Source organism: Akkermansia biwaensis (assembly GCF_026072915.1).
Taxonomy (GTDB): domain Bacteria; phylum Verrucomicrobiota; class Verrucomicrobiia; order Verrucomicrobiales; family Akkermansiaceae; genus Akkermansia; species Akkermansia biwaensis.
This window is the reverse complement of record NZ_AP025943.1, coordinates 2,252,922-2,274,468: the sequence shown is the minus strand read 5'-3', so window position 1 is coordinate 2,274,468 and position 21,547 is coordinate 2,252,922. Positions and strand designations below refer to the sequence as shown.

Genomic DNA, 21,547 nt, shown 5'->3' with positions numbered 1-21,547 from the left:
TATTTCCGGATCAAGCGATCCCTTATCATTGGTTCAGCAAAAAACGTGCCAAATTTCAGAAAATTCCATAACATTTTTATTATGAATAATTGGTAGTATTCCAATCCAGAAATTCCACCTTTCCATGGATTTTCATTTTTGTAAGAAAGACTCCTTGCATTACAATAATGTAATATTATTAGTTAAAACACAATAACTGTTCACATTCGGAAGAGTATCCTTGACCCGCCCTAAAATCATGAGAGGATACCCTCCGTTACGAAAAAGTTTTAACATGTGTGCAACTTTTTCATTATTGCGAAGTATATTATAGTCGTGAAGGGATTCATCAAAATCATCATCGTCATTGCCGTCCTTGGAGGCGCCTGGTTCGCCTGGGAGCAATGGAAAGGGAACGAACCGCTCCAGGTGGATTATCAGACAGAGCCCCTCACGAGGGGAGATATGATGATTACCATTGATGCCACGGGCGTCACGGAACCGGACGAACTTGTGGACGTGGGCGCCCAGGTGAGCGGCATCATCATGGAATTCGGCAAGGATTTGAACGGCAAGGTGGTGGATTATTCCAGCCCGGTCAAGGCGGGCCAGATGCTGGCGGAAATTGACAAGCTGCCCGTACAGCTGGACGTGCAGAGGGCGGAAGCCTCCAAGGCCCAGGCCCAGGCCGGAATCGCCCGTGCCAGGGCGGACATCCAGCAGGCCAAAGCCAAGCACCACCAGGCCAAGCTGGACCGGGAACGTGCGGAAAAGCTGGGACCGGGGGACGCCTTGTCCAAGTCCAGCTACGACCAGTATATTGCAGATGAAGAGACCGCCCGCGCCAATGTGGCCGTGGCGGAAGCCTCCCTGCTGGAAGCGGAAGCCTCCCTCAAGCAGGCGGAAGCCACCCTGAAAAAGGAAATGCGGAACATGGAATACACCACTATTTCATCTCCCGTGGACGGGGTGGTGATCAAACGCCTGGTCAACATCGGCCAGACGGTGGTTTCCAGCATGAGCGCCTCCAGCCTGTTCTACATCGCCACGGACCTTTCCAAATTGAAAATATGGGCCGCCGTGAATGAAGCGGACATCGGAAGCATCAAGAAAGGCCAAGACGTGATATTCACCGTGGACGCCCATTCCGGCAGGAAGTTCAAGGGGACGGTGGACAAGATCCGGCTGGACGCCACGATGACGTCCAACGTGGTTACCTACATCGTGGACATTGACGTTCCCAACCCGGACAAGCTTCTCATTCCCTACCTGACGGCCAATGTGCAATTCATTGTCCAGGACATCAAGAATTCCCTGCTGGCTTCCAATGCGGCCCTCCGCTTCCGTCCGGATCCGGAACTGCTTACCGCCGAACAGAAAGCCGCTTTTGAAGAGATGCTGCCGGAACTGGCCGCTCCCGTCCAGAAGGGAGAGGAGAAAAAAGCCGTCATCTGGGAACTGAGGGACAATGTCCTTTACCCGCACCTGGTCACCAAGGGGGAAAGCAACGGCATGCTCACCCCAGTCCAGGGCAAGACGCTCCGGGAGGGCATGGAAATCGTATCCACGGCCCAGGTCTTGAACCGCTCCGGCAATTCCGGCGACGGAACGTCCGCCTCTGCGGGCGGGGAAAACCCCTTCGCGCCCAAGATGCCGCCGCGCCGCAAGCCGAGCACGGGCAACACCAGCCAGGCTGGCGGGCCGCCTCCGCGTCCCTGAGCCGGAGCCGCGCCATTGCCGCCTAACCATTCCTTTTACCGCTTCAAGCATTCAATAACGTGATCCGCTTACGTGACATAACTAAGGTGTACCACCTTGGAGAAATAGACCTTCCGGTGCTCAAGGGCATCACTCTGGACATCAAGGAAGGGGAGTTCGTCTCCCTGACCGGGGCATCCGGCTCCGGCAAGTCCACGCTGATGAATATTCTGGGCTGTCTGGACCGTCCCACTTCCGGCCATTATTACATAGCCGGGGAAGACGTAGCCAAATTCAACCCGGCGGAACGGGCCATATTACGGAACAAGCGCATCGGCTTCGTCTTCCAGAATTTCAACCTGCTCTCCCGCACTACGGCCCTGGAAAACGTCATGATGCCCGCCGTTTACGCCCACCCTGCGCTGAGCATGAAAGCCATGCGAGAACGCGCCACGGAACTGCTGAACCTGGTGGGCCTGTCCGACCGCATGGACCACACCCCGGCCCAGCTTTCCGGCGGCCAGCAGCAACGCGTGGCGGTCGCCCGCTCCCTCATCAACAACCCCGGCATTCTGCTGGCGGACGAACCAACGGGCAACCTGGATTCCACCACCTCCAAGGAAGTACTGCACATGTTCAAGGATCTCAACCGTCAGAAGGGCATCACGGTCATCCTGGTCACGCACGACCCCAAAATAGCCGCCTTTACGGACCGGGCCATCAATATGGAAGACGGCCTGATCTGCGAGGGGATTTCCGACAAGCTGAGTAAAGAAGACGTATGAAATTCCTTCCCCTCCTTAAGACCTGCATCAAGGCCCTGGTGCGCAATCCCATGCGTGCCGCGCTCACCATTCTGGGCATCATCATCGGCATTGCCGCGGTGATCGCCATGGTGGAAATCGGCCAGGGGTCCACGCTCCAGATCAAGAGCACCATCGCCTCCATGGGGGCGGACACGCTGAACATCCGCCCCGGAGCCATCTCCAAGAGCGGGGTCAACACCGGAGCCGGCGGCAGGGCCTCCCTGACCAACGCGGACTGTGAGGCCATCATGAAGGACTGCCCCATGGTACTCCGCGCCACTCCCGTGGTGCGCGCCAGCGGCCAGGTGATTTACGGCAATAAAAACTGGAGTCCGGAAACCGTGGAAGGCGGCTCCGTGGAATACCTGAAAATCAAAAGCTGGTACGACATGGAGCGCGGCCAGCCCTTCTCCGACGAAGACGTGGAGCAGGCCAGGCGCGTCTGCGTCATCGGTCAGACGGTTGCCAAGGAACTTTTCGGCGATGAAGACCCGCTGGGCAAGGATATCCGCATCAAGAACGTCATGTTCAAGGTGATCGGCATCCTGAAGAAAAAAGGGGCCAACATGATGGGCCGCGACCAGGACGACTCCATCATCCTGCCCTGGACGAGCATCCGCTACCGCCTGCAGGGCCTGGGGGGTGGCTCCGCATCCGCCTCTTCCGGCAAATCCACCGCTACCTTCAACCGGGCGGACAAGTATACCTCTTCTTCCGTGGCTTACTATACGGAGACGACGGACCAGCCGTACACCGACTCCCCGCATCCGCGCCGCTTCAACAACATTGACTTCATCATGGCCCAGATTGCGGACCCGGAACGCTCTTCCGAAGCCATCGACCAGATCACGGAAGTCATCCGCGCCAAGCACAGCCTGAAGGACGGCCAGCTGGACGATTTCCGCGTGTGGGACATGGCTGAAATGTCCCGCGCCATGAGCAGCACCACGGAAGTGATGACCAACCTGCTGATGATCGTAGCCATGATCTCCCTGGTGGTGGGCGGCGTGGGCATCATGAATATCATGCTGGTTTCCGTCACGGAACGCACCAAGGAGATCGGCCTGCGCATGGCCGTGGGCGCCCGTCCTCAGGACATCATGCGCCAGTTCCTGCTGGAAGCCGTCCTGCTCTGCGTGGTCGGGGGAGCCCTGGGCATCCTGCTCGGCAAAGCCATCTCCACCCTTGTCAGCCGGACTATGAACTGGGCCACCGCCTCCTCCCCGGAAGCCATGGTCCTGGCGGTAGGCGTTTCCGTCCTCATCGGGCTGGTCTTCGGCTGGTACCCGTCCTGGAAAGCCTCCAAGATGGACCCCATCGACGCCCTGCGCCACGAATAACCATTCACTCCTTCCCTTTTTCATGTCACCCATGTTCAAATACATCCCACTCCTGACCGCATGCTGCCTGGCTTCCTGCATGGTAGGGCCGGACTTTCAGCGCCCTGCCAACGACCTGCCGGCTTCCTGGGCGGCGGCCAAGCCTCCCCACAGTACGGACCAAGACCTGCGTTCCTGGTGGCGTATTTTCGGCGATCCCCAGCTCAACCGCCTCGTCTCCACATCCCTCAACAACAATCCGGACATGAAGGTGGCCCTGCTCCGCATCCGGGAAGCCAGGGAAAGGCTCCGCATCTCGCAAGCCTCCCTTCTGCCCTCCGCAGACGCCAGCGCCGGCTGGAGTCTGTCCCCGGACCGGGGCTTCCGCAGCTCCACCTCCCAGGATTTTACCCTGGGAGCGTCCACCTCCTGGGAACTGGACCTCTTCGGTGGCAACCGGCGTTCCATTGAGGCGTACCGCGCCTCCCTGATGTCCACGGAAGCTTCCGCCTGCGCTGTCCGCACCTCCCTGCTGGCGGACGTGGCTACGGCCTACTTCAACTGGATCACCGCCTGCGAACAACTCCGCATCGCCCGGGAACAACTGGAAATCCAGCGCGGCACCCTCACCATTGCGGAAAAGCGCCACACTGCCGGATTTGCTCCCCGGCTGGACGTGGAACAGGCAACTTCAAGCGTCGCCGCCACGGAAAGCCACATCCCCGCCCTGATTGCCCAGGTGGCCTCTGCAAAAAACCAGCTTTCCGTCCTGCTCGGCACTTACAACTCACGCATGGAACTGACCATGCCGAAGGCAACCGTCTTTGAGAAAACGCCCGTGGTTCCGGTAGGACTGCCTTCGGAACTGTTGCGCCGCAGGCCCGACGTCATCGCGGCGGAAGCGGATCTGCACACAGCCGTGGCCAACGTAGGCGTCGCCGTGGCAGACTTATACCCGCGCTTCAGCCTGACGGGTTCCGTATCCGGCCGCGGCAACGACTTCGCCCAGCTCTTCCGGGAAAACAACAATGCGTGGTCTCTGGGAGGCAACTTGGTACAGCCCCTGTTCCAGGGGGGCGCCCTGCGCGCCAACGTACGCGCCCAGCAGGCGGCGGCGGAACAGGCGGCGGAAACCTACCGCAAGACGTTGATCACTGCCGTCTCCGAGGTGGAAGAGGCGCTCATCGACTACGGCAACTACACCTCCCAGATGCCGTACCTGCAAAAGGAAAACGAAGCCAACAAGGAAGCGTTCAGGATTTCCATGGAATCCTACCAGGGAGGTGAAACAGAGTTCCTCAACGTAATTACCGCACAAAACTCCTGGCTCAGTTCGGAGGAATCCCTGGTCACCATGCGCCAGAATATCCGCAAATCCATTGTCCAGCTTGCCCGCGCCCTGGGCGGCGGATGGTAGGGAGAAACGCCTCAACGGCCAGCTTCCGTCCAAAGAGTATGTTCTGGCATAAAGGAACCCGGCTGCAACAGAAAAAACACAAATTCGTTATTAATAATTAATTATTAAATATTAGTTAAATACTATTTATTAAATCAAAGATTCAGGTAGGAGATTCCAAGAGATTCTTCTACCTGATTTTTTTAGAGATATGTGGTATCACACTGTGTAAAAATAAAGTTCTTTCTTTCGGAATCACGTGTTAGGAGTCTTTCATTGGAATAGCCGATAGTTCTACATTGTCTGCAAATCACTTAACAATCCTGATTTACAAGACAATGAACAATACCGACAACACCCTGGAACCCCGCTATCCCTTTGTTCCCATGTTCGCCAATGGCCTCCCGCAGGCCGACTTCTACGTCAACGGCATCACCGCTCCCGTTCTCATCTCCCCTCGCTCCGCTTCCGATGACACTCGCCATGAATGGACCGGGTACCTCAAGATCATGAAACGCGGTACCTATTTCCTCTCCCTGGACGCCGATTCCTCCATCTCCCTGTCCATTCCCTTCAAGAATGTGGAACTGACCAGCGAAGCAAAGGACCTTTCCGTGAAGCCGGAGAGCGTCGTGCTGGAACAGGGGTATTACTGGTGCCAAATCGTCCATGAATACCACCCCGCCCTGGGCTCCGGACAGGAGTTCTGCATTGCCGTTCTTTCCGACAAGGCGGAGGCGCCCGATATCAATTCCTACCTCGACCTCAATGTAACTCCTCCAGACAAGGAAGGGGAGGAAGTTATCACCCTGGTCAATCTTTATCGGGATGAAGAGGATGAGGGTACTTCAAGCAGCTCTTCGGAAGGGGGAGGGTTTGATTTTGGGTTTGATCCCAAGTCAAGCAGCTCCAGTTCCAGTTCCAGTTCCAGTTCCAGTTCCAGTTCCAGTTCCAGTTCCAGCTCCAGTTCCAGTTCCAGTTCCAGTTCCAGTTCCAGTTCCAGCTCCAGTTCCAGCTCCAGTTCCAGCTCCAGTTCCAGTTCCAGTTCCAGTTCCAGCTCCAGTTCCAGTTCCAGTTCCAGTTCCAGTTCCAGTTCCAGTTCCAGCTCCAGCTCCAGCTCCAGCTCCAGCTCCAGTTCCAGTTCCAGTTCCAGTTCCAGTTCCAGTTCCAGTTCCAGTTCCAGCTCCAGTTCCAGCTCCAGTTCCAGTTCCAGTTCCAGTTCCAGTTCCAGCTCCAGCTCCAGTTCCAGCTCCAGTTCCCTCTCTTCTTCCTCCAGCGGACCCGAAGAAGAAGGCTGCCCGTGCCCCTGTTCCTGCAAATGCGAGGAGGAAAGCGCTCAATCCGAGTGTGACAAGAATGGAGGACCCAACTCTGCCGGAGGCCACTCCTTCGGCGGCAACCCGGATGATGCCGACGACTGTGAAGGCATGCTGGAAGTCGGCGGGGAAAACTCCGGAGGCGGGGGTGAAGGAGGCGGCGCAGCTTCCTTCAGTTTCCGGGCCAATCCTCAATGCTCCATTGGACTGCGCTACAAGCATCCCCTCGAATGGACCTGCTCCTGGGACTCCGCTTCCCGCCAGGCAACTGTCAAGCGCCCCACCGGCAGCTCCATCTCTTTCCGCGCCGCCGCCGGAAGCGCCGACGCTCCCGTTTCCGGAGGTTCTCGCAAGCTCAACTACAGGGTCCGGCTGCTCAACCAGGACAAGTCTCCCTGTACGGACGGAAATCCCATTTATCTGGACATGGTCCAGAGCAATGGAAGCACCCTGCGCTTCTCGGCTTCCACCGGCAAGGTTGTTTCCCTGATTTCTTCTTCCGGGGTGGAAACCACGGCGGAAGCCTATGCTGCCAAACTCCAGGTCAACCGCCATCCCTCCACCGGCGCCATCCAGAGCATCTGGTCCCAGTCGCAGGGTCTTCTCCAGGCAGTGCCTGAGGGCAACAAACTCACCCTGGAGTGGTACTCCCCCTCCCAGGTGAACAAAACCGCCCGGAGCGTAACTGCTTCCGGGACTCCCTACAAGACGGTCAGCTATGAAAATACTCTCAAGGATGGAGCACCCGTGATGCTCATCACCGAGCAGAGGCAGGGCATGGCCGCCTTCCATACAGAACGGAAAGTGGAAGGCAACAATGTAACCATCACCCAGGGTGAAGGGGACGAGCGCATCGTACGGCGGATTGAGCGCAACTCGCTGCCCGGGGGCAAGTGGGAGATGATTGAGAGCTACCGCAAGATCAACGAGGAAACACCCGTATCCTGCGTCCGCACCGTCCAGAAGAGCACGGACGGCGGCTGGCTGACCATCAGCAGGACGGAAGGCTACAATACTCCCCTGGCCCAAACGACACTCTACACGTATAACGACCAGTTCCGGGTATCTCTGGAAATCCAGCCCGACGGAGGCTACACGCGCTACGAGTACGACGACCAGGGACGCGTCATTCTGCAAGCAACACCGTGGGCCGGAGGGGGAGAAAAAGGGACGCGCACCACGTATGCCGACCTGCGTTTCAACGATTTCAGGCCGGCAACGGAAAGGGAAATTATCATTGCCCAGGACGGAACCGAAACCGTTCTAAGCCAAAGGAGCTATACCTATGAAGATAGCGTTGAAATCAACCGGACCACAGTGACAGAAACGGCTTTGGGTTCCGACCAGGTTCACACAAGCGTCTCGGAAACCTACGGAGAAGCAGCGCAGTACCCTTATGCCCGGGGGAGACAGAAGATGAGCCAGGGCATCAACGGCGTTCAGACCGTCTATACCTATGAAGCCTCTTCAGAATACGGAGCCATCCACAAGGTAACGACAACCGTCCAGGCAAACGGGAGCATTGTTCCCGGCCAAAGTACCCGGAGTGTTGAGTACATTGCTGAGAACGGTACAATTACCAGACAAGAACAGTATGTTCATACAGGTGAAAATTGGTCTCTGATTTCTTCCGAAGACTACCAATACGATGCCGAGCTCAAACTTGCCAAAACTACAAGAGGTAATGGCAGAACCAGCACGACGGAGTGGATGTGCTGTGGGCCTCTGAGGGAAATCGATGAAGACGGAGTGGTCATCAGCTACGGCTACAACTCAGCCAAGCAACTGGTGGAGACCATCCGCTCGGCCACGGAAACCACTCCTGAAACTATCATTTCCTATATCAGGGATGCAGATGGCAGGATTATTTCCACACGAAAGGATGTCGGCGCTCTGACGACGGTTGAAAGTACCCAATACGACGACTTGGGAAGGGTTGTTTCCACAACCGATATCCTTGGACGTGTGACCAGTACTCAATACAACGAGGATCTACTCACCACTACTGTAACCACTCCTTCAGGTGCTACCTTGATTACCAAAACTTATTATGACGGCACTACCATTCTGCAGACAGGAACCGGACAGCGGGAAATGGAAACCCAGCTTGAGTTGACGCAAGAAGGGATTCTTACCACCACCCTGTCCCAGGGAGTCGTTCTTTCCCAAACTCTTCAAAATGGATTCGGTCAAACTATCCGACAGGAACAGCCCAATACTTTGGAAGGTTTCATTGTCACCAGTAACACTTATAATAGCAAAGGGCAGCGCATACGTACCCAGACAGAAGAGATGGCTCCCACCTTAACGGAATACAATGAACTGGGCCAAACTGTAAAACAGACTGTTCTTCTGGATCAATTGCATCCGGGTGATCCCGCTAAAAACAGGATATCGGAAAGTTCCTCCTGCTACCAGATACGGAAAGACGGTATTTATCAGGTACAAACCTCCATAACTTATAATGCCGAGGGGCTGCCTCTCACACAGACTACCGAAACCATGGTTTCTCAGCTGGACCCTGTACTGGAAAGCAAAACCATTGCCACTGACGTTTACAGCCAGCAGAGTGTTCAGTGGACGGAATACACCGCCCCTACCAAACGCACCCGGTTCAGCCGCATTCCCACTTCGGATATCGTCGCCGAATCTCTTGTTGTGGATGGTTTTACCGTAAGCCAGAGCGACCATTCGGGTATTCATTCCTCCCGGCAGCTCTCTTTCACTTCTGAGGGCATGATCCAGCAGCAGGCCGATGCTCGCGGCAATGTCACTACCATCGAAACCGACCTGGCCGAACGCACTATCAGGACAACCGACGCACAGGGCAATATCACTTCCACTGCCTACTCCCCCTGCTGTGACGCTCCCTCCTGCATCACGGATGCTCTGGGAGGCACCACCTGCTATTCCTACGATATTCGAGGCAGGAAGACAGCTGAGTTTGGCACCGCCATTCAGCCGGCATGCTTCGCTTACGACGAAAACGACCATATGATTGCCCTGACCACCTTCCGGGCAGACCAAGGCGACATTACCACCGATCCTTCCCATCGAACCGACGGAGACACCACCACCTGGCTCTACGACACAGCCACGGGACTGGAACTTAAAAAGACCTATTCCGACGGTTCCTGTGTTTCCAGAACCTACGACAGGCTCAACCGTTTGGAAACACTCACCAAGGCCCGAGGCATCATTACCAGTTATACCTATGCCCCATTCACCGGAGAGCTTCTTTCTGTCTCCCACAGCGACAACACCCAGCCATGGCTCTACTCCTACAACCACCTGGGGCAGATGATCTCCGTTTCCGACGCTTCAGGTATTCGAGAGCTCTCCTATGACGCCTATGGAAGAATGATCCGAGACACTTCCTTTGGGACTGCGGAAAGCTGCATCCAGGAAGAGTATGACGCCTTCGGCCGTTCCTGCGGATACCGCCTGATGATCGGTACCCGTACCGTGCAACACTCCCATCTTGACTATGACCATCAAGGTGCCATGATGGGGATGAATATGGAAGGCTTGGATACTCCTTTTACGTGGGAGTATGACGAAACCAACGGCTTCCTCAAGCAATTATCCTATCCCAACGGCATGGTCCGCAAGAATACTTACCATTCCAGGCTCAACCTCCTGGCCTCCATCAGCTATGAGGATGCCGGGACTGGCAACATGTTGGCCGGAGATGCCTATCAATACGATAACCTGATGCGCCCCACCCAGCGCCGGGATTCCTGGGATACCGCTACACCGACAATAACAAGGTACTTTACTTATAATAGTAGAAGTGAACTTATCAATGATGAGCTCCAGCAAAGAGGCAACTTTGCCTACCAGTACGACAACATCGGCAACCGCAAAACCGCCAGTGAGTTGGGGAAAGAGGTATCCTACCATGCCAACCGACTTAACCAGTACACCAACATTATCCAGGAGGAATTGGACTTCAAACCATCTTTCGACCCAGACGGCAACCAGACAAGAATTAGAACCTCAACGGGGATTTGGAATGTTTGCTACGATGCCAACGACCGCCCCGTCTCCTTTACCAGTGGAGATGGCCGGAGCGTTGTGGCCTGCGGTTATGACTCCCAAGGACGCCGCTTTGAGAAGAAGGTAGTTGTCAACGGGACAGTTGTCAGTCATGCTTATTACCTGTATCGGGGTTACCTGCAGGTGGCTGAACTAAATCTGATGCATCCCCAGCCCGTACTGGAAAAGAGTTACCTGTGGGATCCAACGGAGTCGGTAGCCACGCGCCTCCTGATGATGACATGTTGGAAGGAGAACGGGAGGGAAGTAAAAGAGCATCTCTGCTTCATGCATGACTCCCTGAAGAATGTCACCTCCATTTTTGACGGTCAGCAGGCAAGAAGGGCCCGCTACGAGTACGCTCCCTTCGGAGGCATGCTTACGGCAGAAGGAGACACGTTCCATACCAATAAATTCCGATTTTCCTGTGAGTACACGGACGACGAGCTGGGACTAGTTTATTACAACTACCGCCATCTCAACCCCTCCGACGGAAGGTGGATTAACAGAGATCCTATTGCCGAGCAGGCAGGATATAATTTATATGGTTTCGCTGGAAATAATGGAATTAACGGAATTGATAAATTAGGTTTTGCGGTTTTTCTAGTTACTACGTTTTCAGAAAATGATCCGATATTAAAAGGAAAAACACTACAAATTAATCCAGAAGATTTAAAAAATATTGATGATTTTTTAACTGACTTAGATAATGTTAGTGAAGAAATGTTTAAAAAGGCTGTTAGTTCGCAAAGAGTAAAATTTAATAATAGAATATTTAAAGGTAAAAAAGCCGATTACCGTAAAAAAGTTGAAAGAGAAAAAACATCAAAAACCGAGAATATTTCCACTGGTGGTTTAACACCTGTCATTCAAAAACTTAAAGATTACTCTCAATTAGCTAAAGAAAATTATGATGTCATTGGATTAGTTGCTCATGGTGAATATATTGATTCTGGAGCAAATGGATGGCACCCAACTAAGTCTGTTGATTTAGCAGGTGTTACAACAAAAATGGATGAAATTGAAAAATCACTAAAAGAAATAAATAAACCAGTTAAATGGGTCAGTTGCTTCAGAGATGGCAAGCATAAAGAATCAGCCGTTTTATATCGTGCTTCTGGAAAAGTTAATTTTAAGTATAATATTTTAATGAAAGGAGGTAAAATCATCAAAAAAGAGAAAATAAACTGTTCAATTTATTTTAATCCATTTCGATTTTCCAGATTTAGGGTAAAAGAAGAAGGACCGCAAGGTTCAGGAGCAACAGAATTAGTAGAATAAGATACAGAGCAATATGTACGGAAAACTGAAAATAATGTTATATGTTTTATGTTGGCTCAGCCCAGCCGGGGCATCAGATCCACAGCCGGAAATATGGACACCCAATCCTGTAATTTCACAAGTCCGCGGCACCAATCTCTGGTGCATGTCAAATATAGAAAAAAGTACGCACGGAAGATACTTCCATTCTTGTATCTTTGGATTCAAAAAAAAGGGGGATCAAGAATTCTCTCTTGTGGAAATACTGCGTTTACCAAGGATCGAGAATCTTGTATACGAATGGAAAATTATTGACAATAAATTAGTTGTAAGCAACTTCAAAAATAAAAAAGTCATTCTTGAGTTGAATCTGGAATTGTTTTCCAAATTATCAAAACTGGATATTGAACTGGAAACGGAATAACAGGAATCCAAGTGCAGATAGCAGTAGTTGACACACCTCCCTGCTGGCGGACGTGGCTACGGCCTACTTCAACTGGATCACCGCCTGCGAACAACTCCGCATCGCCCGGGAACAACTGGAAATCCAGCGCGGCACCCTCACCATTGCGGAAAAGCGCCACACTGCCGGATTTGCTCCCCGGCTGGACGTGGAACAGGCAACTTCAAGCGTCGCCGCCACGGAAAGCCACATCCCCGCCCTGATTGCCCAGGTGGCCTCTGCAAAAAACCAGCTTTCCGTCCTGCTCGGCACTTACAACTCACGCATGGAACTGACCATGCCGAAGGCAACCGTCTTTGAGAAAACGCCCGTGGTTCCGGTAGGACTGCCTTCGGAACTGTTGCGCCGCAGGCCCGACGTCATCGCGGCGGAAGCGGATCTGCACACAGCCGTGGCCAACGTAGGCGTCGCCGTGGCAGACTTATACCCGCGCTTCAGCCTGACGGGTTCCGTATCCGGCCGCGGCAACGACTTCGCCCAGCTCTTCCGGGAAAACAACAATGCGTGGTCTCTGGGAGGCAACTTGGTACAGCCCCTGTTCCAGGGGGGCGCCCTGCGCGCCAACGTACGCGCCCAGCAGGCGGCGGCGGAACAGGCGGCGGAAACCTACCGCAAGACGTTGATCACTGCCGTCTCCGAGGTGGAAGAGGCGCTCATCGACTACGGCAACTACACCTCCCAGATGCCGTACCTGCAAAAGGAAAACGAAGCCAACAAGGAAGCGTTCAGGATTTCCATGGAATCCTACCAGGGAGGTGAAACAGAGTTCCTCAACGTAATTACCGCACAAAACTCCTGGCTCAGTTCGGAGGAATCCCTGGTCACCATGCGCCAGAATATCCGCAAATCCATTGTCCAGCTTGCCCGCGCCCTGGGCGGCGGATGGTAGGGAGAAACGCCTCAACGGCCAGCTTCCGTCCAAAGAGTATGTTCTGGCATAAAGGAACCCGGCTGCAACAGAAAAAACACAAATTCGTTATTAATAATTAATTATTAAATATTAGTTAAATACTATTTATTAAATCAAAGATTCAGGTAGGAGATTCCAAGAGATTCTTCTACCTGATTTTTTTAGAGATATGTGGTATCACACTGTGTAAAAATAAAGTTCTTTCTTTCGGAATCACGTGTTAGGAGTCTTTCATTGGAATAGCCGATAGTTCTACATTGTCTGCAAATCACTTAACAATCCTGATTTACAAGACAATGAACAATACCGACAACACCCTGGAACCCCGCTATCCCTTTGTTCCCATGTTCGCCAATGGCCTCCCGCAGGCCGACTTCTACGTCAACGGCATCACCGCTCCCGTTCTCATCTCCCCTCGCTCCGCTTCCGATGACACTCGCCATGAATGGACCGGGTACCTCAAGATCATGAAACGCGGTACCTATTTCCTCTCCCTGGATGCCGATTCCTCCATCTCCCTGTCCATTCCCTTCAAGAATGTGGAACTGACCAGCGAAGCAAAGGACCTTTCCGTGAAGCCGGAGAGCGTCGTGCTGGAACAGGGGTATTACTGGTGCCAAATCGTCCATGAATACCACCCCGCCCTGGGCTCCGGACAGGAGTTCTGCATTGCCGTTCTTTCCGACAAGGCGGAGGCGCCCGATATCAATTCCTACCTCGACCCCAATGTAACTCCTCCAGACAAGGAAGGGGAGGAAGTTATCACCCTGGTCAATCTTTATCGGGATGAAGAGGATGAGGGTACTTCAAGCAGCTCTTCGGAAGGGGGAGGGTTTGATTTTGGGTTTGATCCCAAGTCAAGCAGTTCCAGTTCCAGTTCCAGTTCCAGTTCCAGTTCCAGTTCCAGTTCCAGTTCCAGTTCCAGTTCCAGTTCCAGTTCCAGTTCCAGTTCCAGTTCCAGTTCCAGTTCCAGCTCCAGTTCCAGCTCCAGCTCCAGCTCCAGTTCCAGCTCCAGTTCCAGCTCCAGTTCCAGTTCCAGTTCCAGTTCCAGTTCCAGTTCCAGTTCCAGTTCCAGTTCCAGCTCCAGTTCCAGCTCCAGTTCTAGCTCCAGTTCTAGCTCCAGTTCTAGCTCCAGTTCCAGTTCCAGTTCCAGTTCCAGCTCCAGTTCCAGCTCCAGCTCCAGCTCCAGTTCCAGCTCCAGCTCCAGCTCCAGCTCCAGCTCCAGTTCCAGTTCCAGTTCCAGCTCCAGTTCCAGTTCCAGCTCCCTGTCTTCTTCCTCCAGCGAACCGCCCACTGAAGAGGAACCATGCCCCTGTCCCTGCTCCTGTGATGAGGAAGGAGACGAAAACTGCGTCCAGCAGCAGCCCACTCCGGGCGACCCCGACGATGAACAGGACTGCCAGGGAAATGCATGCATCAATCCTTCCTCTCCAACAGGACCCACACCCCCCGCTCCGGCCAGGTTCATGCGCATGGCGCGATCTTCCACTCCCCTTACCCCCAGCTCCAACAGCGGGCCTGCCCTGCGCTACAACCACCCCATGGCATGGAGCGCCTCCTTCTCCCAAGACGAACGGCGCGTCACCGTCAAGCGTCCCTCCGGAAGCCATATCTATTTCAAGGCAGAAATGGGAAGTTCCGAGGCTTCTCCCGTCGGCAGCTCCAGGAAACTGAGCTATCGCGTACGTCTGCTCAACCAAGACCTCACTCCCAATACCCAGGGTACTCCCGCCTACATGGACATGGTGCTTCCTTCCGGCATGAGCCTGCGCTTCTCAGCAGCCACCGGAGAGGTTGTCTCCGTCACCAGCTCCTCGGGCAACACTATGTCTGCCGAGGAGTATGCCCGCAAGGTCCAAGTGGCCTACAACCCGGACGGCTCTCTCAGCAGCGTCTATTCCCGGGCTCAGGGGCTGATGCGAAGCATTCCCGGAAACAACAGCCTTGCCCTGGAGTGGTACGCTCCCGGGAATGTCTCTGCATCCCATGATGGGGAATTTGTGGTTACCGGAGAGCCCTACAAGACGGCCCTTTATGAGACTTCCATGGAGAATGGGGTAAAAGTGACTTACATCACCAATCAACGGGTCGGGCAGGAACCGCACTTCATCGAACGGCGGGAAGAAGGCAACAAGGTAAGCATCATCAAGGGAGAGGGGGATGAGCGCATCGTGCGCACGATTGAACGTAACGCCCTGCCCGGCTCCAAGTGGGAGCGCATTGAAACTATCAGGGGCATCAATGATTCCCAGCCTTCCCGCAGTACACGCACAGTGAAGAAGTATACCGACGGGGGATGGCTGACCATCAGCAGCACGGAAGGATACAATACTTCCAGTGAACAGACCACCCTCTACACGTACAACGACCAGTTCCGCGTGTCTTTGGAAATCAAGCCCAACGGAGGCTACACGCGTTATGAATACGACGACCAGGGCCGGGTAGTTTTGCAAGCAACGCCGTGGGCTGGAGGAGGAGAGCGAGGAACACGTACCACCTACGCCGATCTGCGCTTCAATGATTTCAGGCCGGCAATGGAAAAAGAAGTGATTATCGCTCCGGACGGCACGGAAACCGTTCTGAACCAAAGGAGCTACACTTATGAAGACAGCCCCGAAGTCAACCGCACGACAGTGACCGAAACAGCTTTGGGTTCCGACCAGGTTCACACAAGCGTCTCGGAAACCTACGGAGAAGCAGCGCAGTACCCTTATGCCCGGGGGAGACAGAAGATGAGGCAGGGTATTGACGGAGTGCAAACCGTCTATACCTATGAAGCCGCCTCCGACCATGGAGCCGTTCACAAAGTGATAGAAACTGTGCAAGCTAATGGAAGCATTGTTCCCGGCCAAAGTACCAAAAGTGTGCAATACATTGCCGAAAACGGCACGACCACAAGAAAAGAGCAGTATGTCCACACGGGAGAAGACTGGTCATTGATTTCCACGGAGGACTATGAATACGATGCCGAGCTCAAGCGAATCAAAACGACGAAGGGCAACGGCCGCTTCAGCACGACGGAATGGATGTGCTGCGGTCCCTTGACGGAAACCGACGAGGATGGAGTAGTGACCACCTATGGCTACAACTCGGCTAAACAACTCGTGGAAACCATCCGCTCGGCAACAGAAACCACTCCTGAAACGATTATCAGCCATACCTGTGATGCGGTAGGCAGAATCCTCTCCACGCGCCGCGATGTTGGTCCTATGACGACGACGGAGAGCATGAAGTACGATGATCTGGGAAGAATGGTGTCCAGTACGGACATCCTTGGCCGCGTAACACGCACGGAATACAGCAAAGACGGCCTCACGACCACTGTCACGGCTCCTTCCGGAGCCACTCTGGTGACGCAAACCTACTACGATGGTACTACCATCATGGAAGGAGGAACCGGTCAGCGCGAGATGGAAACCCGTCTGGAACTGACAGAAGAAGGTATCCTGACCACCACCCTGTCCAAGGGAGTAATTCTCTCAAGAACCCTCGAAAACGGCTTCGGCCAGACCATCAGGCAGGAACAGCCCCATACGAAAGGGGGATTCATCGTTACGAGGAACCTCTACAACGACAAGGGACAATCGGTTCGTTCCCAGACGGAGAATATGGCCCCCACAGTCACCGTCTATCATGAACTGGGAGAAGCCGTGAAGCAGACCGTCCTGCTGGACGAATCTCATCCGGATGATCCTTCCCGAAACCGGATCTCGGAAACTTTCTCCTGTTACCGGGTCCGTGAAGACGGAGTCTATCAGGTACAGACTTCCACGACCTATAATGCCGACGGTCTCCCCCTCACTCAGATTACGGAGAGTATGGTTTCGCAGTTTAATCCTCTACTGGAAAGCAAGACTCTTTCCACGGACGTGTACGGTCAGCAGAGTGTTCAATGGACGGAATACACCGCTCCCACCAAACGCACTCGGTTCAGCCGGATTCCGACGTCGGAGATCACGGCGCAATCCCTGGTCGTCGACGGGTTTACCTTGAGCCAGACAGACCATATGGGGATTCATTCCTCACAAGAACGTTCCTATACCACCACGGGTACTATTCTGAAAAAAACCGACGGACGCGGCAACACCACCATTACGGAGACGGATCTTGCCCAGCGTCCGGTCAAAGTCGCTGATGCTGCCGGAAATGTCACTACAACCAGTTACCGTTCCTGCTGTGACTCCATAGCCTGCATCACGGATGCTTTGGGAGGAACGGTCTGCTATTCCTACGACATCCGTGGCAGGAAGACGGCCGAATACGGCACTGCCGTCCATCCGGTCTGCTTTTCCTACAACGGAGCCGACCAGAGGATTTCGCTGACTACCTTCCGGGTAGGGGAAAGGGATATCACCACTGACCCTTCCGGTCGAACCGACGGGGACACCACCACGTGGCTCTATGATGAGGCCACCGGCCTGGAATTGAAAAAGACCTATGCCGACGATTCTTTCGTTTCCAAAACTTACGATGATCTCAACCGTCTGAAAACCCTTACCAAGGCCAGAGGTATCGTCACCACCTATGCCTACACACCGCTGACCGGGGAACTCATCTCTGTTACCCACAATGACGGCACTCCGGGATGGCAGTTCTCCTACAACCATCTCGGGCAGATGACTTCCGTTCAGGATGCATCCGGATTAAGAGAACTGACTTATGATGCTTTTGGAAGGATGATTCAGGACACTTCCTTCAGCATGGTGGAAAGCTTGCTTCAAGAGGACTTCGACCTTTTTGGCCGTCCCGCCGGCTACCGTCTGATGATCGGCACTCGAACCGTGCAGCACTCCCATCTTGACTATGACTCCAAAGGCATCATAATGGAGATGAATTTGGAAGGTTTGGCATCTCCCTTTACTTGGGAATATGATGAGACCAGCGGCTTCCTCAACCGATTCACCTATCCCAACGGCATGGTCCGCAGCAACACCTACCATCCCAAGCTCAACCTCCTGGCCTCCATCGGTTATGAGAAGACTCAGAATGGGCAAACAGTTGCCGCCCACCAGTATGAATACGACCACTTGATGCGTCCCGTTCAACGGAGGGATTCATGGGAGGCTGCCACTCCGGTGACCACCAGGGACTTCACCTACAACAGCCGCAGTGAACTGGTAGAAGACCGGATCGGTCAGGATGGGAGCTTCAGTTATCAGTACGACAATATCGGCAACCGCAAGTCCGCCCGGGAGCTGGAGGAAGAGGTATCCTACGAGGCCAACCAACTCAACCAATACACGGACGTGACTGGGGAGACAGAACTGTTCACACCCTCCTTCGACCCAGACGGCAACCAGACCAGGATCAGAACTTCAGTGGGGATTTGGGAAGTTTCCTATGATGCCAACAACCGCCCCGTCTCCTTCACCAGTGAAGACGGCCGGATCACCGTCACCTGCGGCTACGACTATCAAGGAAGACGCTTTGAAAAGAAAGTGATCATCAATGGAAGCACTTCCAGCCACTCTTGGTTCCTGTACCGGGACTATTTGCAGGTAGCTGAACTGGATTTGATGCGGCCAGAACCCGGACTTGTACAAAGCTATCTGTGGGATCCTACGGATCCTCGGGCTACGCGCATTCTGATGATGACATGCTGGAAGGAAAACGGAATGGCAGATGGAGAGCATCTCTTCTTCACCCATGACGCATTGAAAAATGTCACTTCCATCTTCGACGGAGAGCAGACAAGAAGAGCCCGCTATGAGTATGCTCCTTTCGGCTGCCTCCTCACCGCTGAAGGAGACATGTCCCTGCAGAACAGATTCAGATTTTCCTGCGAGTTCATGGACGATGAACTGGGACTTGTCTATTACAATTACCGTCATCTCAATCCCCTGGACGGCAAATGGATTAACCGAGATCCTATTCAGGAGCAGGGAGGATGGAATCTTTATGGTGTTGGTGGGAATGCGTTATATATATCTTTTGACTATCTGGGTTTATGGCTGTCCAGGCGGCACAGAAGATTAACAAGGCGCCCTCTTTCGACATACCAATTTTATCTTATTATCTCTGGAACAGAGATTTCTTTTACAATAAAAGAAGAACTGTTAGAAATTATCGTTGAAGCAAACGTCGATACGGATTCCGGGGAAATGGGAGAAAATCAAGCTTATCATTATTGTACAGGATTGAACGATAAAAAAGAACAGAATATAGAAACAATTTATAAACACTCTAAATTAAATTATATTGAAACACTTTCTAAAGAATCTGAAAAATTTTACGAAAAAATATCCAAAGAAAAAATATCATCAGGCGATTGCAAGGAGGCCTTAAAAAATCTTGGTCACTTGAATCACATGTGGCAGGATTATTATGCCCATGGTGTAGAAGCGGACGATACAAAGAAATCTATTATAGGAAAGATTAAAGGATCTCCGGATGCCCCTCAAATGATTCCCGTTTCTTTTGGTTCTATGGGATTCAAAGGAGGACATGGTGGATTTTGGAGACTTATCAATCCTTTTTCCAGAGTAGAGCCTGGCGATAGAGCTGATGATTCCGATGTCAGAAAAGGGCAGGCAAAGTCATATACAAAATTGCATTCTGATACATTTTTAAAATCCTGGTTTACAAAATGCAAATGTCATTTTTACCGAAAAGAAATCAATCAACATGGAGGAAACTGTCAATGAAAACTATTAACGCCTTTTTACATCACATCTTGTCAGGATCCATTTTTATCATGCTATCCCCCTCCTTTGGCAATCATCATATCTTTCCTGAAAATCAAGTGATATCAGAAGTAAATATTGCCAGTTTTCCGGGTAATCACATTCAGACTTCGGGGCTACATTCGGGAATGTCATTTTCAGATGACGGGAAACATTTCGCCGTTTGGAATGATGAATATGCAGAGATTTATGATTTAGGCTTCAAGGATGCTAAACCGATACAACAACTTTTTTTAGTAGAAAATTCTCCATGGAGAAAATTTTATCAGAGAGGCCGTTCTGAAAAAGTTATCACACATACCACAGGGAATATATCCTTGACTGGTCCGGCAGCAAAATACATGCCATTACTTTGTTCTTCATCAATATTCCCTGAAAATTTCGGGAAACTTAAATCATATATTGATGAAAATAAAAAATTAATGAAAAGATATGATTTTTTGTTACAAAAGGAAGCTCTTTCCATCATTATACTGGGAGGATATAAAATAGCTCCTCATGGAAGACCATTTCTTTTAGGCTCCATAGATTTTAAACCGATTATATTTTTGGAGCAAGCAGTTTCTCCATTTAAAAGTTCTAAAGGAGGTAATGCTTTTGAGAGCATGTTGTCATCGGATATGACCAAAGCGTGCATATCCTATCCTGCTGTTGCAAGTTTCTCCTTCTATGAAGGACAAACAAAAGTGATGGAAATCACACCAGAATCTCTTGGATTGGAAAAAAAGAGTTGGACGAAATCCACCCCGTCAATGTCTGATGATGGAGCGTTGCTGGTGGTTGGATTCACGTATACAGGAAGATTTGTCGCTCCATGGAACTTTAAGACGGCCATTGCTTTCATAGATACGGCAAACAGGAAAGTAACAGGTACCCGCGTTTTATCGGGAGCACATCAATTTACCTTTTGCTTTTCAAATGATAAAAGCAAAGTCGCATTGTGGGAAAGCGGGAAAAAAACAATTCATATCTTCAATTTTCAGTAGGAAGCCGGTTTCAGACCGGAAATATCATATAGACAACAACAGCATTCTAAAATATTTGGATTTGGAACGCCCTTGCTGTCATCCTGCGGGCTTCCCGGTTAGGAGTTACATTAACACCAGGAGATGATATTCCTACGTTCAGTGTCGGTTTTTCAAAACTGACGATATTGAAAGTACCTTTTTTCACCCTTTCTGCATCGGGTGAATGGAAACAGCAGGAAGATGATAAATGCAAGGGCTCACTTCATATAAAGTCGGGGGAAATACTGAAGGGATTGACTCTAAATGGGACGTTCAGCGGCAACTGGGAAGATGGCTTCAGCCAGGAGCGGTATGTTCCATCTGTAGGCTTGAATTATACAACCAAGATCGCTCAAAGTTTAAGCTTTGACGCGTCTGTTACATTACAAGATCTTTCAGCCAATCCTCTTAAAGCTACCTGTTTAGCTTCACTTAAATCATCTGGTTCTAGCCAAGACGGTAAAATACGTTACCATGCCTTATTAAGCGTAAATCAGGATATCGGACCAAAAGTACCCCCTGTCTCCATAAAAATGGAAGGAGGCATAGAATATAAACCATATGACAACGTATCTTTTTACTTGAAGGGAGAAGAAAAAATAACAGAAAAAGACTCCGACGGGGTATTTTCTGCAGGAGTACGTATTGATTTTTAATTTCCAGAATATCACT

Annotated in this window: 14 protein-coding genes; 10 read left to right on the top strand and 4 right to left on the bottom strand. The window is 52.1% G+C overall.

From position 1 onward, the window contains the following. Positions 1 to 315 precede the first annotated feature (315 nt). Genes OQH67_RS09375 through OQH67_RS09360 form a run of 4 tightly spaced genes read left to right on the top strand, consistent with a single transcriptional unit; the run spans position 316 to position 5,219 of the window. Positions 316 to 1,698, top strand: coding sequence for an efflux RND transporter periplasmic adaptor subunit (locus tag OQH67_RS09375; RefSeq protein ID WP_067952071.1), 1,383 nt, complete (start codon positions 316 to 318; stop codon positions 1,696 to 1,698). Positions 1,699 to 1,757: 59 nt separating this feature from the next. Next, positions 1,758 to 2,462 carry an ABC transporter ATP-binding protein gene (locus tag OQH67_RS09370; RefSeq protein ID WP_215434903.1) on the top strand — a complete coding sequence of 235 codons (705 nt, stop codon included), beginning with the start codon at positions 1,758 to 1,760 and terminating at the stop codon, positions 2,460 to 2,462. Beyond that, positions 2,459 to 3,823 (top strand): ABC transporter permease, encoded by a 1,365-nt coding sequence (locus OQH67_RS09365; RefSeq protein WP_215434904.1) that lies wholly within the window; start codon positions 2,459 to 2,461, stop codon positions 3,821 to 3,823. Before OQH67_RS09370 ends, OQH67_RS09365 begins: the two co-directional genes overlap by 4 nt. 31 nt (positions 3,824 to 3,854) lie before the next feature. Then, positions 3,855 to 5,219: an efflux transporter outer membrane subunit gene (locus OQH67_RS09360; protein ID WP_215711714.1), complete on the top strand. Its 1,365-nt coding sequence runs from the start codon at positions 3,855 to 3,857 to the stop codon at positions 5,217 to 5,219. Positions 5,220 to 5,512: 293 nt separating this feature from the next. On the opposite strand, the gene OQH67_RS09355 is transcribed toward OQH67_RS09360, so the two are convergent. Beyond that, complete coding sequence (locus tag OQH67_RS09355; RefSeq protein WP_265145481.1) at positions 5,513 to 5,869, bottom strand: hypothetical protein; 357 nt, start codon at positions 5,867 to 5,869, stop codon at positions 5,513 to 5,515. Between the two features lie 149 nt (positions 5,870 to 6,018). Next, entirely contained in the window at positions 6,019 to 6,516 is a 498-nt protein-coding gene (locus OQH67_RS09350; RefSeq protein ID WP_265145480.1) for a hypothetical protein, read from the bottom strand. Between the two features lie 109 nt (positions 6,517 to 6,625). Here OQH67_RS09350 and OQH67_RS09345 point away from each other — a divergent pair, with 109 nt between their 5' ends. The 3 genes from OQH67_RS09345 to OQH67_RS09335 are packed head-to-tail and all read left to right on the top strand — an operon-like array spanning position 6,626 to position 13,164. Beyond that, a complete protein-coding gene (locus OQH67_RS09345; RefSeq protein ID WP_215720025.1) occupies positions 6,626 to 11,833 on the top strand; it encodes an RHS repeat domain-containing protein in 5,208 nt (1,735 codons plus the stop codon). Positions 11,834 to 11,846: 13 nt separating this feature from the next. Then, positions 11,847 to 12,236, top strand: coding sequence for a hypothetical protein (locus OQH67_RS09340; RefSeq protein WP_215437883.1), 390 nt, complete (start codon positions 11,847 to 11,849; stop codon positions 12,234 to 12,236). 40 nt (positions 12,237 to 12,276) lie between these two features. After that, positions 12,277 to 13,164 carry a TolC family protein gene (locus tag OQH67_RS09335; protein WP_318283238.1) on the top strand — a complete coding sequence of 296 codons (888 nt, stop codon included), beginning with the start codon at positions 12,277 to 12,279 and terminating at the stop codon, positions 13,162 to 13,164. 293 nt (positions 13,165 to 13,457) lie between these two features. Here the strand turns inward: OQH67_RS09335 and OQH67_RS09330 are convergent, their stop codons facing one another. Together OQH67_RS09330 and OQH67_RS09325 are read right to left on the bottom strand one after the other, a co-directional pair. After that, entirely contained in the window at positions 13,458 to 13,814 is a 357-nt protein-coding gene (locus tag OQH67_RS09330; protein ID WP_215711697.1) for a hypothetical protein, read from the bottom strand. A 149-nt stretch (positions 13,815 to 13,963) separates the two neighbouring features. Further along, complete coding sequence (locus OQH67_RS09325) at positions 13,964 to 14,674, bottom strand: hypothetical protein (RefSeq protein WP_265145479.1); 711 nt, start codon at positions 14,672 to 14,674, stop codon at positions 13,964 to 13,966. On the opposite strand from OQH67_RS09325, the gene OQH67_RS09320 reads away from it, so the two are divergent. The 3 genes from OQH67_RS09320 (at position 14,658) to OQH67_RS09310 (ending at position 21,531) form a co-directional block, all read left to right on the top strand. Beyond that, on the top strand, positions 14,658 to 19,829 hold the full coding sequence (locus tag OQH67_RS09320) for an RHS repeat domain-containing protein (protein WP_215711708.1): 5,172 nt from the start codon (positions 14,658 to 14,660) through the stop codon (positions 19,827 to 19,829). The genes OQH67_RS09325 and OQH67_RS09320 overlap by 17 nt on opposite strands. Further along, a complete protein-coding gene (locus OQH67_RS09315) occupies positions 19,826 to 20,854 on the top strand; it encodes a hypothetical protein (protein ID WP_215435987.1) in 1,029 nt (342 codons plus the stop codon). The genes OQH67_RS09320 and OQH67_RS09315 overlap by 4 nt, the downstream gene beginning before the upstream one ends. Before the next feature lie 167 nt (positions 20,855 to 21,021). After that, on the top strand, positions 21,022 to 21,531 hold the full coding sequence (locus OQH67_RS09310) for a hypothetical protein (RefSeq protein WP_215435989.1): 510 nt from the start codon (positions 21,022 to 21,024) through the stop codon (positions 21,529 to 21,531). The last annotated feature ends 16 nt before the right edge of the window (positions 21,532 to 21,547 follow it).